Source organism: Aphanothece stagnina RSMan2012 (assembly GCF_046764815.1).
Lineage (GTDB): Bacteria > Cyanobacteriota > Cyanobacteriia > PCC-6307 > Cyanobiaceae > NIES-981.
In genome coordinates this window covers 40,754-53,582 of sequence record NZ_JBKOUC010000016.1, presented here as the reverse complement: position 1 = coordinate 53,582, position 12,829 = coordinate 40,754, and the positions used below count along the sequence as shown (strand labels likewise).

11 protein-coding genes are annotated in these 12,829 nt (G+C 72.1%); 4 read left to right on the top strand and 7 right to left on the bottom strand.

From position 1 onward, the window contains the following. Nucleotides 1-2 precede the first annotated feature (2 nt). A complete protein-coding gene (locus tag ACLNEE_RS11735) occupies nt 3-602 on the bottom strand; it encodes a hypothetical protein (protein ID WP_411422090.1) in 600 nt (199 codons plus the stop codon). 111 nt (nt 603-713) lie between these two features. Here ACLNEE_RS11735 and pyrE point away from each other — a divergent pair, with 111 nt between their 5' ends. Together pyrE and ygfZ are read left to right on the top strand one after the other, a co-directional pair. Next, a complete protein-coding gene (gene pyrE / locus ACLNEE_RS11730; RefSeq protein ID WP_411422089.1) occupies nt 714-1,340 on the top strand; it encodes an orotate phosphoribosyltransferase in 627 nt (208 codons plus the stop codon). After that, nucleotides 1,340-2,305: a CAF17-like 4Fe-4S cluster assembly/insertion protein YgfZ gene (gene ygfZ / locus ACLNEE_RS11725; protein WP_411422088.1), complete on the top strand. Its 966-nt coding sequence runs from the start codon at nt 1,340-1,342 to the stop codon at nt 2,303-2,305. Before pyrE ends, ygfZ begins: the two co-directional genes overlap by 1 nt. Here ygfZ and ACLNEE_RS11720 read toward each other — a convergent pair. After that, complete coding sequence (locus ACLNEE_RS11720) at nt 2,293-3,753, bottom strand: TM0106 family RecB-like putative nuclease (protein ID WP_411422087.1); 1,461 nt, start codon at nt 3,751-3,753, stop codon at nt 2,293-2,295. The two genes, ygfZ and ACLNEE_RS11720, sit on opposite strands and share 13 nt — an antisense overlap. A gap of 59 nt (nt 3,754-3,812) precedes the next feature. Here ACLNEE_RS11720 and ACLNEE_RS11715 point away from each other — a divergent pair, with 59 nt between their 5' ends. Next, nucleotides 3,813-5,282 (top strand): phosphohexomutase domain-containing protein, encoded by a 1,470-nt coding sequence (locus ACLNEE_RS11715; protein ID WP_411422086.1) that lies wholly within the window; start codon nt 3,813-3,815, stop codon nt 5,280-5,282. Nucleotides 5,283-5,346: 64 nt separating this feature from the next. Next, on the top strand, nt 5,347-6,018 hold the full coding sequence (rdgB, locus tag ACLNEE_RS11710) for an RdgB/HAM1 family non-canonical purine NTP pyrophosphatase (protein ID WP_412007157.1): 672 nt from the start codon (nt 5,347-5,349) through the stop codon (nt 6,016-6,018). Between the two features lie 45 nt (nt 6,019-6,063). Here rdgB and ACLNEE_RS11705 read toward each other — a convergent pair whose 3' ends face one another. Genes ACLNEE_RS11705 through ACLNEE_RS11685 form a run of 5 tightly spaced genes read right to left on the bottom strand, consistent with a single transcriptional unit; the run spans nt 6,064 to nt 12,817 of the window. Next, nucleotides 6,064-7,605 (bottom strand): carotenoid oxygenase family protein, encoded by a 1,542-nt coding sequence (locus ACLNEE_RS11705; RefSeq protein ID WP_411422084.1) that lies wholly within the window; start codon nt 7,603-7,605, stop codon nt 6,064-6,066. Further along, a complete protein-coding gene (locus ACLNEE_RS11700; protein WP_411422083.1) occupies nt 7,602-9,350 on the bottom strand; it encodes an ABC transporter ATP-binding protein in 1,749 nt (582 codons plus the stop codon). The genes ACLNEE_RS11705 and ACLNEE_RS11700 overlap by 4 nt, the downstream gene beginning before the upstream one ends. Then, entirely contained in the window at nt 9,347-10,483 is a 1,137-nt protein-coding gene (gene lpxB, locus ACLNEE_RS11695; protein WP_411422082.1) for a lipid-A-disaccharide synthase, read from the bottom strand. Before lpxB ends, ACLNEE_RS11700 begins: the two co-directional genes overlap by 4 nt. After that, on the bottom strand, nt 10,476-11,507 hold the full coding sequence (gene lpxK / locus ACLNEE_RS11690; protein ID WP_411422081.1) for a tetraacyldisaccharide 4'-kinase: 1,032 nt from the start codon (nt 11,505-11,507) through the stop codon (nt 10,476-10,478). Before lpxK ends, lpxB begins: the two co-directional genes overlap by 8 nt. Next, a complete protein-coding gene (locus ACLNEE_RS11685) occupies nt 11,507-12,817 on the bottom strand; it encodes a 3-deoxy-D-manno-octulosonic acid transferase (protein ID WP_412007156.1) in 1,311 nt (436 codons plus the stop codon). Before ACLNEE_RS11685 ends, lpxK begins: the two co-directional genes overlap by 1 nt. Nucleotides 12,818-12,829: the final 12 nt, after the last annotated feature.

Below are 12,829 nucleotides of genomic sequence, written 5' to 3'. Positions count from 1 at the left end.
GTCTACCACAGGCCCCGCACCGGGGGGGACCAGGTGGAGCCCGTGTCCTGCCAGGGGGTCTGGGCGGGCTGCTCGTTGCCGAGGTTGCCGGAGAAGCCGTTCGAGACATCCGCCGTGCGCCAGGGCATCGGATCGCTCTGGTTCTCGTTCAGCACCTGGTAGGTGTTCTGGATGGCCGATCCGTCCCAGATGATGGCCTGGTCTGGGAAGCCGAACCCCATCATCCGGGTGCCGTCACCACCGCCCATGGCGATGCCGAGCAGGTCGGTGATCTGGTTGGTGATGCTCACACCGCGGGCATACGGGGCGGTGTAGCTGTAGTAACGGCGCTCCACCAGGCTGGGCACGGTCTGAACCGCCTCACAGCGGGTGACCTCGACGGGGGCCGGCGGCCGCCCATCCAGACCGCCACCGCCCGTCAGCGGAGCCTCGAGGGTGGTGGTGCAGACGATCGGACTGGCCTGAGCGGGTGCGGCCGGCGCCAGGGTGATCGCCAGGGCGGCAGTCCCCAGCGCCAGCAGCGCTACGGGTCCGAACCGAGCTGGGAACTGCGCTGGGAACGGAACTGAGGTGTGGGGTTCCAACAACTGGGGGTTCGCCATCGCCAGTGATCTCCGAGGGTGCCGGGGGGGGGGGCTGCGATCGGCCGTCCGCGACGGACAACACGACCAGGGTGGACGCAAACTAATCAAGACAACGCCGTTCGACCAGTCTTGTCCAGGCTTTCCTCGTCGAATCCATCCGGTTCCGCGCCACTCACCCGGGCGCTTCTGCCGGCCACCCCCGCAGCGAGGCGCCAGGAACTGCTGGATCGCCTGGCCCATGGGGCCTACCGCCACGGCAGCTTCACCCTGGCCTCGGGCCGCACCAGCGACCATTACGTGAACTGCAAACCTGTGAGCCTCAGTGGCGTGGGCCTCGCGCTGCTCGCCCCCCTGCTGCTCGAGCAGGTGGAAGCGGAGGCCGTCGCCGTGGCCGGTCTGACCCTGGGGGCCGATCCCCTCGTCAGCGGCGTCGCGCTGCAGGCGGCCCTCGAGGGCCGCGGCCTCGACGCCCTGATCGTGCGCAAGGAGGCCAAGGGCCACGGCACCGGCGCCTGGCTGGAGGGCCCCCTGCCCAGCCCCGGCAGCCGCATCACGGTGCTGGAGGACGTGGTCACCAGCGGCGGCTCCTCGCTCAAGGCCGTCCTCCAGCTGCGGGAGGCCGGCTATCGGGTGGAGCGGGTGGTGACGATCGTCGATCGCCAGGAGGGCGGAGCTGAGGCGATGCAGGCCGCCGGTCTGGAGCTCTGCAGCCTCTTTCTGCTCGATGAGGTGGCGTCCCGGGCGGCTGAACTGTGATGGAGACCATCTGGGGCTGGGCACCGGCGCAGCCCGCCCGCCTGGAGCGGAGCGTGAGCCTGCTGCACCTCACCGGGCCGGACACGCGACGCTTTCTGCACGGCCAGACCAGCGCGGCGATCGAGCAGGCCGCGGCGGGCGCCTGGGTGCCCACCTGCTGCATCGGCCCCACGGGGCGGATGCTGGCCCTGGTGGAGGTGCTGGTGGAGGAGCAGGGGGCCTGGCTGGTCGTCACCGCAGGCGATGGCGCAGCGGTGCGGCAATCCCTCGACCGGGTTCTGTTCCCGGCCGATCAGGTGACCCTGGGCCCCCTGGAGACCGCGCTGCTGGTCAGCCCGGTCGATCCGCCAGGCGAGCCCGCCGCGGATGCGACGCCCCTCGCCTGGGCCGAGCTGCCGGGCGGAGGGGGGTGGCGGATGGGCAGCCACATCCTGGTGCCGCTCGCCCCCGGCGTCCCCGGGAGCTGCCCTGCGGAGCTGGCGCAGCGCCCGCGGCTGGAACCCCACGAGCAGGAACGCTGGCGCATCCAGCAGGGCCTGCCGGCGGTGCCGGGGGAAATCAATGCGTCCACGAACCCCTTCGAGCTGGGGCTGGCCGAGCGGGTCAGCCTCGCCAAGGGGTGTTATGTGGGCCAGGAGACCCTGGCCAAGCTCGCCACCTACGACGGGGTGAAGCAACAGCTGCGCCGCTGGCACAGCGCCGGACCCCTCCCGCCGGCCCAGGCACCGCAGCCAGGCGAGCGGCTGGTCGACCCGGACGACCCGCTCGGGGGTCGTCTCGGCACGGTGACCTCGGTGCTGCAGCTGCCCTCGGGCGACTGGATCGGGCTGGCTCTGGTCCGGCGCCAGGCCCTGCTGGCCCGGGAGCTCCGGCTCGGGGACGACCCCCAGGGGCCCCGCCTGCAGCTCTCGGTGCCGCCGACCTTCGTGCCCCCACCGGTGGGGGCGGGCGCTCAGGCTCCCTGATCCAGCATCCAGCACACCACCGCCCAGGTGGCGAGGTTGTCATCGCGGTTGTAGCGGAAGATCCTCTGCAGCCGCTGGGTGCCGCCATCGCGCCGCCACTGGCGCCACCACAGCAGGCAGCGGGCCCCATCGACCCCGCTCTGCGACCAGCGGAACCCGAGCCAGCTGGCCACCGCCTTGAGGCCGTAGCTGCTCACGGGCAGCCGCCAGTGGCGGCGCAGGCGCGCGTGCACATCGAGCAGGCGGGCCCGCAGCGCCGCCAGCTCCTCCTCCCCGACGCCCTGGCGCTGGGCCAGGCGCAGCAGGGCGATCGCCTCGGTCTCGCCGTAATGGAGCACCGGCCAGTCCGGATAGCGGGCCAGGAGACGCCGCAGCCGATGCCACAGCCGCGCTTCGCCATGGGCATGCAGCGCCAGCAAGGGCTGGTAGCGGCCGCTGGCCGCCAGGCCGGGCCGCCAGCGGCCGTCGTCAGCCCGCGGCACCACCACGAAGCCGTGGAGGAAGTCGTCCCGGGCGTCGGGATCCGACTCGATGTCATAGAGGAGGACGCCTGGACATCCCGCCAGCTCCGGCAAGGGATCGGCGGGGCCCGCGCCGGCCCCAGCGGTCAGCCGCTCCGGTCGGCCGCTGGCCTGCACCCGGGCCTGGGCCACCAGCTGGGAGGCGATCTCCCGGTGCTGCTCACCGTGCACGGCCAGGGCCTCTGCAAGGCCGTCGGGCTCCCGGGCCGCCAGTTCGGCCAGGCTGGTGATGCCCAGCTGGAGCAGCAGCTCGCGGCGCTTGCCGCCGATCCCGCTCACTTCGCTCAGATGGCCGCTCGCCGCGGCCTCCTGGTCGCAGAGACCACGCCAGCTGCAGAGCACACACTTCTTGCGGTCCGCCACCAGCGGCGGGGGCTCCTGGCGCTGCAGCTCGGAAACGAGCCGCGCGATGGCTTCATCCAGCTGGCGCTGAAGCCCTCCCCCCAGGGAGAGCCGCTCGCGCTGCAGCCCCCGGCCGGCACCCGCCACCACGAGAGCCTCGGGCACAGGCGCCTGCTGACGCTCGGCCAGCAGGCGCCCCCACAGCGCCAGCAGCACCCGATGCTCCCGGGTGAGGCGGCGCCCCTGCCGTCCGAGCACCGGCCGGTAGGCATGGCTTCCCCAGACACTGGCACCGTTCACCCTCTCCAGCAGAACGGGATGGGCCTCCAGGTCCTCGCCGCCCGCAGCCCGGCCGCGCAGCCGCAGCCCGACCACCCCCGGCGCCCCGGCGGCACAGGCCGCCTCCCCGTGGCCCGGCCGCTGGGGCAACAGGGTCTGGAAGCTGGCCAGCTGATCGCTGAGGGCCAGGGCGCGGTGGGCCGTCCAGAGGCGCTGTCGGGAATCGCCATGGCGATCGAGCCAGGCGCGCCGCCGGCAGCGGAGCCAGCTGCGCAGCAGCCGGTCGGTGACCACAACCTGGGACATCCGGCCAGGCTAGGGAGGCAACGGATCGGGCAAGCTGGCGGGCACAGCATGCAAGGTCCATGGCTTCAGCCCCCCTGCCCCTGGAGGCTGCACCGATCAGCTTCGGCACCGATGGCTGGCGGGGCATTCTGGGTGTCGACATCACCGTCGAGCGGCTGCTGCCGGTGGCCGCGGCCGCGGCCCGGGAGCTGGAGGCCTCCGCCCCCCCGGATCTGGCCAGTCGGGAGGTGGTGATCGGCTTCGACCGCCGTTTCCTCGCCCCCGAGCTGGCCGAGGCGATCTGCGCGGCGGTGCGGGGCGCCGAGCTGGTGCCGATCCTGGCCGACACCCCCAGCCCCACGCCGGCGGCCAGCTGGGCCGTGGTGGAGCGGGGGGCCCTGGGGGCCCTGGTGATCACCGCCAGCCACAACCCCCCCGAGTGGCTGGGGCTGAAGATCAAGGGTCCCTTCGGCGGCTCGGTGGAGGGGGATTTCACCCAGCGGGTGGAAACCCGGCTGGCCGCCGGCGGCATCACGGTGCCACGACCGGGGCCGGTGCAGCGCTTCGACGCCCTGGGCACCTACCTGGCGGGCCTGAAGGCCAAGGTGGACACCACGGCACTGGCCGAGGGGCTGCAGCGCCTGGGCCTCCGCGTGATCGTGGATCCGATGCACGGCTCCGCCGCGGGCGTGCTGCCGGCCCTGCTGGGCGAGCAGGCCGTGGCCTCCGGGGCCATCGAGGAGATCCGCTCAGGCCGCGATCCCCTCTTCGGCGGCCATCCGCCCGAACCGCTCGCCCCCTACCTGCAGGAGCTGATCACGGCGGTGCAGGCCAGCACGGCCGCCGGCCGGCCGGCCATGGGGATCGTGTTCGACGGCGACGGCGACCGCATCGCGGCCGTGGATGAAACCGGCCGCTTCTGCAGCACCCAGCTGCTGATGCCCCTGTTCATCGACCACCTGGCCGGCTGCCGCCAGCTGCCGGGCACGGTGATCAAGACCGTGAGCGGTTCCGACCTGATGCAGCGGGTGGCCGAGGACCTCGGGCGCACCGTGCTGGAGAAGCCGGTGGGCTTCAAGTACATCGCCGCGGAGATGCTGGCGGGGGAGGTGCTGGTGGGCGGGGAGGAATCCGGTGGGGTGGGCTTCGGCATGCACCTGCCGGAGCGCGATGCCCCCTTCGCCGCCCTGCTGCTGATCGAGGCCCTGGTGGAGGGCGGTGTGCCGCTCGGGCAGCGGATCGATGCGCTGCAGCAGCGCTGCGGTGGCGCGGCGGCCTACGACCGGCTCGACCTGCGCCTGCCGGACATGGCGGCCCGGGGCCGGCTGGAGACCCTGCTGAACGCCACCCCCCCGGCCGAAGTGGCCGGCGCTGCCGTGCAGGAGGTGATCCGCACCGATGGGGTGAAGCTGCGGCTGGGTCCGAGCCACTGGCTGATGCTGCGCTTCTCCGGCACCGAGCCCCTGCTGCGGCTGTACTGCGAGGCCCCGGGGGAGGAGCGGGTGGCCGCGGTGCTGGACTGGGCGCGGCAGCTCGCCGAGCAGGTCTGAACCGCCCACACCCGCACCGCTCGCCCGAGCCGCGCCCCATGCCCCCCGATCAGCGGCTGCCCCGATGTGTAGCGCCCACCCCCAGCCCTCCCCAGCCCAGCCCTCCCCGGCCCAGCCCTCGGCCGGCCCGTCCGTGCTGGTGATCGCCAGCGGCAACGCCGGCAAGGTGCGCGAGTTCTCCGAGCTGCTGGCCCGACTGGGGCTCGAGCTCCACCCCCAGCCCGAGGGCCTGGAGGTGGAGGAGAGCGGCCGCACCTTTGCCGAGAACGCCCGGCTGAAGGCCGAGGCGGTGGCCCGCCGCACCGGCTGCTGGGCCCTGGCCGACGACTCCGGCCTCAGCGTCGATGCCCTGGGCGGCGCCCCCGGCGTGCATTCGGCGCGCTACGGCGACAGCGACGCCGGACGGATCGCGCGCCTGCTGCGCGAACTGGACGCGGCCGTTCAGGCCGCCGCCTCCCGGGGAGAGCCGGCCGACCGCAGCGCCCACTTCACCGCGGCCCTGGCGGTGGCCGACCCCACGGGCACCATCCGGTTGGAGGTGGAAGGCGTCTGCCCCGGCACGATCCTGCCGTCACCGCGCGGTGCGGGGGGATTCGGCTACGACCCGGTCTTCCACGTGCCTGCGGTCGGCCTCAGCTTCGCCGAGATGGACCGGCAGACGAAGCAGCGGATCGGCCATCGCGGCCGCGCCTTCGCGGCCCTGGAACCGCGGCTGCGCCAGCTGCTGCGGTCCTGAGGCCGGGCACGGGGAAGGGGCCCGGGGGATGGGCGGGGGGAGTGTCTACGAAGCGGAGCCACCGCTGGGGGGCCTGGCCACCCAGCTGCCGTGCAGCCCGTGGGGAATGGCCAGGGGGAGCTCCAGCAGGGCCTGCTCGGAGAGATCGGCGGCGTTGAGGATCACCAGATCGCTGGCAGAGCGGGCGCCATTCCAGACGACGCACAGCAGCCAGCCGTCGTCCTCCGCCACGGCCCCCGGGCGGGGCACCATCACGGGCTCGCTGACGAACCCCCGGGGCGCCGCGCTCCAGAGGCGCCGCTCACCGCTGCGCAGATCGAGCTTCTCCAGCGCCTGCAGGGGGGCATTGCCGCGCTCCTGCTCCGTCACGGCCATCCAGGCGTAGCGGGCCTCCAGCCCCTGGCGCTCCGGGTTGACCATCCCGAACTCACAGCAGCGGCGCTCCAGCCAGGTGGTTCGCACCGCTGCGTGGGGATCGTCCGCGGCCCCGGCCAGGTCGATGCGACAGCGCTGCAGCTGACCTTCGGGGATCGCCTCGAAGTCGACCTCACGGAAGTCCTCCCCCGGACCGATCGAGGGGAAATCGGCATAGAAGATCGAATCGACCACGAGCTCGCCGCTGGCCTCGTCCTCGAAGGCGTTGAGGTGGTGGAAGACGAACCCCTCAGGGGCAGGAATCTGCAGCGGCCGGGGATGGCGGGAGGCCGCCGCGCTCCCGGGGCGGGGCACCAGCCAGAACTGACCGGCCTCGCCGGGGCGGGAGGCCAGGCACTGGGCTGCTCCCTTCTGACCGAGCACATAGGGCAGCGGGTTGAAGGCCACGGCGTTCTGGAGAAACACCGCCCAGTTGGGGGTGATGGCGAAGTCATGCAGGAAGGCGAAGCCGCGGAAGCTGTCCTGGCGCTCGGCCAGCAACTGGCCGGCCCGCACGCCCGTGGCCGGATCGTCGGCCGTGGCGAACTCCATCAGCCGGATGGTGCTGGTCGGCCCGGCCTTGACGCCGAAGGTCACCATCCGGGGAGCACCGTGGTGACCGGGATCGAAACGGGGGTGGGCACTGAAGGCCTCCCCGGGCCTGAGCACCCCGTCCAGCAGGGTGAGGCCACGGGTCTCGAGGGTGAGGGGATCGAGGGCATGGGGCCCGGCCGCCTCCCAGAGGGCCAGAAGCTGATCCCCCAGGCGCACCACGTGGGTGTTGGCGATGTTCTTGAGCCGCAGGTCGAAGGCATTGGCGAACAGGCCGCCGGGCTTCTGGGTGCCGAAGACGCCCCGGTAGACGAAGCGGCCGGCCGCTTCCTCCGCCTTCCAGCCCTCGGTGCGCACGAAGCGGTTGGTGAGGCGGGCCTGACCGGCCTCGAGCTGCAGGGCGGTGATCATCCCGTCGCCGTCGAAGGGATGGTGCACCCACTGCCCGCCGCGCTCGAGCCGGCCGGGGCCATTGCGGTAGAGGCTGCCGGCCAGCTCGGCCGGGATCACCCCACGGGCCGGCTGGAGCGCCACATCGACCAGCTCCGTGGAGACGTTCCGGAAGGCGCTGGACCAGTCGGCGCGGTCGTAGGCCGCAGGACGGCTGGGAGCAAGGGTCATACCGGAACCACCGTGTCTGTGTTTGAGAATTGTGTCGAAAACAAGCTCGCATAGCGGCCGTCCCTGGCCAGCAGCTCCCCGTGGGTGCCCGACTCCACCACCTGACCGGCTTCGATCACGCAGATCCGGTCGGCATTCACCACGGTGGACAGCCGGTGGGCCACCACCAGAGTGGTGCGGTTGCTCATCAGCCGGTCGAGGGCCTCTTGTACCACCTGCTCGGAGGCTGAATCCAGGGCCGAGGTGGCCTCGTCGAGGAACAGGATCGGTGCGTTCTTGATCAGCGCCCGGGCGATGGCGATCCGCTGGCGCTGCCCCCCCGACAGCAGGGTGCCGTTCTCGCCGATCAAGGTGTCGTAGCCCTGGGGCAGACGGTCGATGAACCGGTGGGCGTTGGCGGCCTGGGCGGCGGCCACGATCTCCTCGGGGGAGGCCTCGGGATGGCCGTAGGCGATGTTGCTGGCCACGGTGTCGTTGAACAGGAAGGTGTTCTGGTCCACCACGGAGATCAGCGCGCGGAGCGAGCGCAGCGAGAGCTGGCGGAGATCGATGCCGTCGATCGTGAGGCGACCGGCGCTGGGGTCGTAGAACCGGCAGAAGAGGTCGATGATGGTGCTCTTGCCGCCGCCGCTCGCTCCCACCAGGGCCACGGTGCTGCCTCGCGGGACGGCGAGGTCGAGGTCGCGGATCACCAGCTCCTCGCCGTAACCGAAACGGACCCCCTCGGCGAGCAGTCCCTGGCTGAAGCGTTCCAGCACGCGGGGGCGCTCCGCCTCGACCGGATCGGGGGAGGTGTCGAGTATGGCGAACAGGTCCGTGGCGGCCGAGACCCCCTGCTGGAGGGTGGCGTTGGCCTTCGCCAGGCCCTTGAACGGCGCATAGCAGAGGTACAGGGAGGTGAGGAAGGCGAAGAAGCTGCCGGTGGTGCGGGTTCCGGCCATCACCGCCTCGCCGCCGTAGAGCAGCACCGCACTGAAGCCCACCGCCCCGAGCAGCTCCATCAGGGGCTGGTTGGCCAGCTTGGCGCGGGTGGTGCGCAGCGCCGAGCGGAGCACCGACTGGTTTTCCTCCTGGAAGCGCCGCAGCTCGTAGGCCTCCATCCCGAAGATCTTCACGACCCGGGATCCCACCAGGGACTCCTGCAGGTAGCTGGCCAGCCGGGCCAGGCTCGACTGACCCTGACTGGAATGGCGCCGGACCTTCTTCGAGGAGCGCAGGATCGGCAGGATCGCCACCGGGAAGAGGATGAAGGCGATCAGGGCGAGCAGCCAGTCCTGGTAGAAGGCCACCATCACCAGGGCCACCAGGGTGAGGGTGTCCTTGAAGATCGAGGAGTAGCCATCCACGATCCCGGTCTTGACGAGGTTCACATCACTCAGCACCCGGGAGATCAGGCCTGAGGAGGGATGGCGATCGATGTACGCCTGGGGCAGCTCCATCACCTTGGCCGCCAGGTCGGAACGCAGGTCTGCGGTGATCGACTGGCTCACGCTTTCGGTGAGATAGGCCCCGAGGTACTGACAGACGGCCCGCAGGGTGATGACCCCGAGGATGACCGCGGGCGCCGCATAGAGCCGGGTTCGATCACTCCCCGGCAGGATCTCATCGAAGAGGTAGCGGATCACCAGGGGCACGAAACCCGTGGAGGCGCCGTAGCCCAGGTTGAAGAGCAGGGCCAGCAGGAACGTGGGCCACAGGTAGCGCTTCCCGTAGGCGAAAAAGCGCCCGTAGACATCCACACTCATGACAGCAGGTCCACCAGTTCATCCGCCGCCCGCTCGGAAGCGCCGGGCGGCCCCATCCTGCTCCTGAGGTCCTCCACCGCCGCGCTGACGGCGGCGGGTTCGGCCAGCAGGCCCCGCAGGGCCCCCACCAGGTTGGGCACCGACACGGCCTGCTGCAGGAGTTCGGGGAACACCCCCCGCCCCAGGATCACGTTGGGCAGGCCCAGCACCCGGTGGCGGGTGATCAGCCTGGCCAGCAGGTGGGTGAGCCAGGAGAAGCGGTAGACGATCACATGGGGGCAGCCGAGCAGGGCGGCCTGCAGGGTGGCCGTGCCCGACGTGATCAGACCGGCATCGGCCGCGGCCAGCAGGTTGTAGGTATCGCCCTGGATGCAGGTCACCGGCAGTGGGGCCTGGCCGGCGACCTGCTCCAGGAAGGCCTGATCCACGGTGGGAGCCTGCAGCAGCCCCACCTGCCAGCCCTCACTCCGGAAGATCGCGGCGGCGCCGAGCAGCGCAGGCAGCAGCAGGCGGATCTCCGCCCTTCGGCTGCCGGGCAGCAGCAGCAGCAGGCGCTGATCGACGCGGAAGCCGTGGCGGCGCAGGGTTTCCTCCCGGCCGACGGTCACCTGGAGTTCATCCACGAGGGGATGGCCCACATAGCGGGCGAAGGAGCGGCCGTAGGCGTTGAAGAGGGGCTCCTCGAACGGGAAGATGACCGCCAGCCGGTCGATGAACCGCGCCATGCGGCGGGCCCGGCCCCGCCCCCAGGCCCACACCTGCGGCGCGATGTAGAAGAAGACGGGAATGCCCCGGCGGTGGGCCTGGCGGGCGACCAGCAGGTTGAAGCCCGGGTAGTCGATCAGCACCACCGCATCGGGGCGGTGGTGGTCCATCTGGTGCTTCAGCAGCTCCATCACCCGGTGATGCCGCCCGAGGCTGCCGATGATCTCGATCAGCCCCACCGCCGAGAGACTGCGGATGTCGGCCAACGGGGTCAGCCCGGCGGCCCGCAGTTGCTCGCCCCCCACGCCGACCGCCTTCAGCCGGGGCAGGCGCCGCCGCAGGGCCTCGAGCAGAAACCCCCCGTGCAGGTCGCCGGAGGCCTCCCCCGCCACCAGCAGCACCCTCGGCCGGCGGGCGCCCTCAGCCATGACGGCCGGCATCCCGCTGGCGCAGGAGGCTCTGCACCGCATCGGCCAGGGAGGTGAGCGCCTCGGGATCCAGCAGCAGGGGCACGGCGGCCACGCCGGCACGCTGGCTGGCCGGGATGCGGTGCCAGTCCTTGACGGTGGTCACGAGGGTGGCTCCTCCCCTGGCCTGGGCCAATGCCGCCAGCCGGTCCATGTCAGCCTGAGCATAGGGGTGGTGATCCGGGAACACCTCGGTGGCCACCAGGTGCAGGCCGGCGTGACGCAGGGCGGCAAAGAACTTGCGCGGCAGTCCGATCCCGCAGAACGCCAGCAGGGGTCGATGGCGAAGGCTGGGGGCGGGATGCACGCTGGTGGGCACCGCCAGCCAGGGCTTGTCCGCCGGCCAGCCCTCGGGAGCGGCGTCGGCGGCGGAGCCAGTGAGCACGAGCAGGTCGGCACGACCGAAGTGCGACGCCGGCTCCCGCAGGGGACCGGCCGGGAAGAGCAGGCCGTTGCCGAGCCCATGGCGGGCATCCAGCACGGTCACGTCACAGTCACGGGCCAGGGGCCAGTGCTGCAGACCGTCATCGAGCAGCAGCAGTTCCGCCCCCTCCGCCACCGCCTGGCGGGCGGCGGCCCTGCGATCGGAACCCACCCAGACGGGCACATCCGCCAGACTGCCGGCCAGCTCCAGGGCTTCGTCCCCCAGCCCGGTGAGCAGGCCGGGGAGCCGCGGTTCCTGACCCAGGGCCCCGAGCAGGCGGATCGGGCTGCGGCGACCACTGCCATAGCCGCGGGTGAGCACGGCCAGCCGCACGCCCCGCTCGCGCAGGATCCGGGCCAGGCCGATCACGAGTGGGGTCTTGCCCGTGCCGCCGACGGTGATGTTGCCGATCGAGACCACGGCCACCGGGAGCCGCAGAGGCCTCACCCAGCCACGGTGCAGCCCGACGCCAAGGGCATACAGCAGGGCCAGGGGCCTGAGCAGCTGGGCACGCAGGGAGGGACGGCGGCGGTACCAGAACGGGGGGGTGGCCAGCAGCATCAGCGGGACGCCATCGGCAGCAGCTTCGCGCCCGACACCAGTTCGGCGATGATCCGCCGTGCGATCTGGGCGGAGGGGCCCTCCAGCTGAAGCGGTGGCGGGGCCGGGCAGGCGCCCTCCAGCAGCCTGACGACCCCGGACCAGAGGGCTTCGGTACTGGGGAACTGATGCAGCCAGCCCATGGCCGCCAGGGTCTCGGTCAGCCCGGCGAAGTTCGCCATGTCGGGACCGCAGACCACCACCTTGCCGGCGCGCACGGGTTCGAGCGGGTTGTGGCCCCCGACGCAGCGCCCGTGCGGGGCCAGGCTGCCTCCCATCACCACCAGATCGGCCGCAGCAATCCAGCTGCCCATGCTGCCAAGCCGATCCACCACCACCGCATCCAGGGCTCCGCAGGATCCAGGATCCGCCATGGCCTCCCGATCAGTCTCCAGATCATCCCAGGGTCTCGCCTTCAGCTGCCTTCGTGCCGCCAGGGCACAGACGGCCCTGGCCCGCTCGGGATGGCGCGGCACCAGCAGCAGCAGCAGGGGGCCGAGCGCCTGGCGCAGCCGCGGCCAGGCCTGCAGCAGCAGCTGCTCCTCACCGTTGTGGCTGCTGGCCAGCAGCAGCACCCGTCGCCCCGCCCGGAAGGGCTCGAGCCGCTCCAGCAGCGCCGGATCCCGGCGGGGAGACTCCGCATCCCACTTGGTGGAGCCCACCGCCTCGACGCGGTGGAGGCCAAGGCGCCGCAGCCGCTGGGCATCGGGTTCCGACTGGGCGAAGCCGTGGCACACCTGTCCGAACAGCCAGGCGGCAAACCAGGGGAAGCGGCCGTGGCGGCGGAACGAGCGCTCGCTCATGCGGGCATTGATCAGATGCAGGCGGGGCATGGCCTGCACCAGCTCGGGCCAGAGTTCGGCCTCGGCCAGCAGCGCGAGATCGGGCCGCCAGTGGTTCCGGAACCGCCGGACGGCCGCCCAGTGGTCGATCGGGGCGAACTGGTGAAGCACCCCGCGCGGCAGCAGGGTCTCGGCCATTGCGGCGGATGTGCGGGTCACCGAAGTGACCAGCAGGGTGGGGGGCCGATACCCCGCCCGACGACTCGCCACGGCCAGCTCCCGCAACAGCGGCAACAGGCTGCCGAGCTCCCCCACACTGGCGGCATGGAGCCACACCAGCGGCCCGGACGGGCGCGGGCGTACCGCCCGACCGAGACGCTCCCCCAGGCGCCGGGGGTCCTCCTTGCCCTGCAGCAGGCGAACCACGAGGATGAGCCCAAGGGCCGGGGTCAGCAGCGTGAGCAGCAGCCGATAGCCAGCCAGCAGCATCGGGCCGTGGCG

Excerpts from the sequence above, each read along its gene's own strand:
- ACLNEE_RS11735 (WP_411422090.1), bottom strand. The coding sequence starts at position 602 with ATGGCGAACCCCCAGTTGTTGGAACCCCACACCTCAGTTCCGTTCCCA.
- ygfZ (WP_411422088.1), top strand. The coding sequence starts at position 1,340 with ATGGAGACCATCTGGGGCTGGGCACCGGCGCAGCCCGCCCGCCTGGAG.
- ACLNEE_RS11720 (WP_411422087.1), bottom strand. The coding sequence starts at position 3,753 with ATGTCCCAGGTTGTGGTCACCGACCGGCTGCTGCGCAGCTGGCTCCGC.
- ACLNEE_RS11715 (WP_411422086.1), top strand. The coding sequence starts at position 3,813 with ATGGCTTCAGCCCCCCTGCCCCTGGAGGCTGCACCGATCAGCTTCGGC.
- rdgB (WP_412007157.1), top strand. The coding sequence starts at position 5,347 with ATGTGTAGCGCCCACCCCCAGCCCTCCCCAGCCCAGCCCTCCCCGGCC.
- ACLNEE_RS11705 (WP_411422084.1), bottom strand. The coding sequence starts at position 7,605 with ATGACCCTTGCTCCCAGCCGTCCTGCGGCCTACGACCGCGCCGACTGG.
- ACLNEE_RS11700 (WP_411422083.1), bottom strand. The coding sequence starts at position 9,350 with ATGAGTGTGGATGTCTACGGGCGCTTTTTCGCCTACGGGAAGCGCTAC.
- lpxB (WP_411422082.1), bottom strand. The coding sequence starts at position 10,483 with ATGGCTGAGGGCGCCCGCCGGCCGAGGGTGCTGCTGGTGGCGGGGGAG.
- lpxK (WP_411422081.1), bottom strand. The coding sequence starts at position 11,507 with ATGCTGCTGGCCACCCCCCCGTTCTGGTACCGCCGCCGTCCCTCCCTG.
- ACLNEE_RS11685 (WP_412007156.1), bottom strand. The coding sequence starts at position 12,817 with ATGCTGCTGGCTGGCTATCGGCTGCTGCTCACGCTGCTGACCCCGGCC.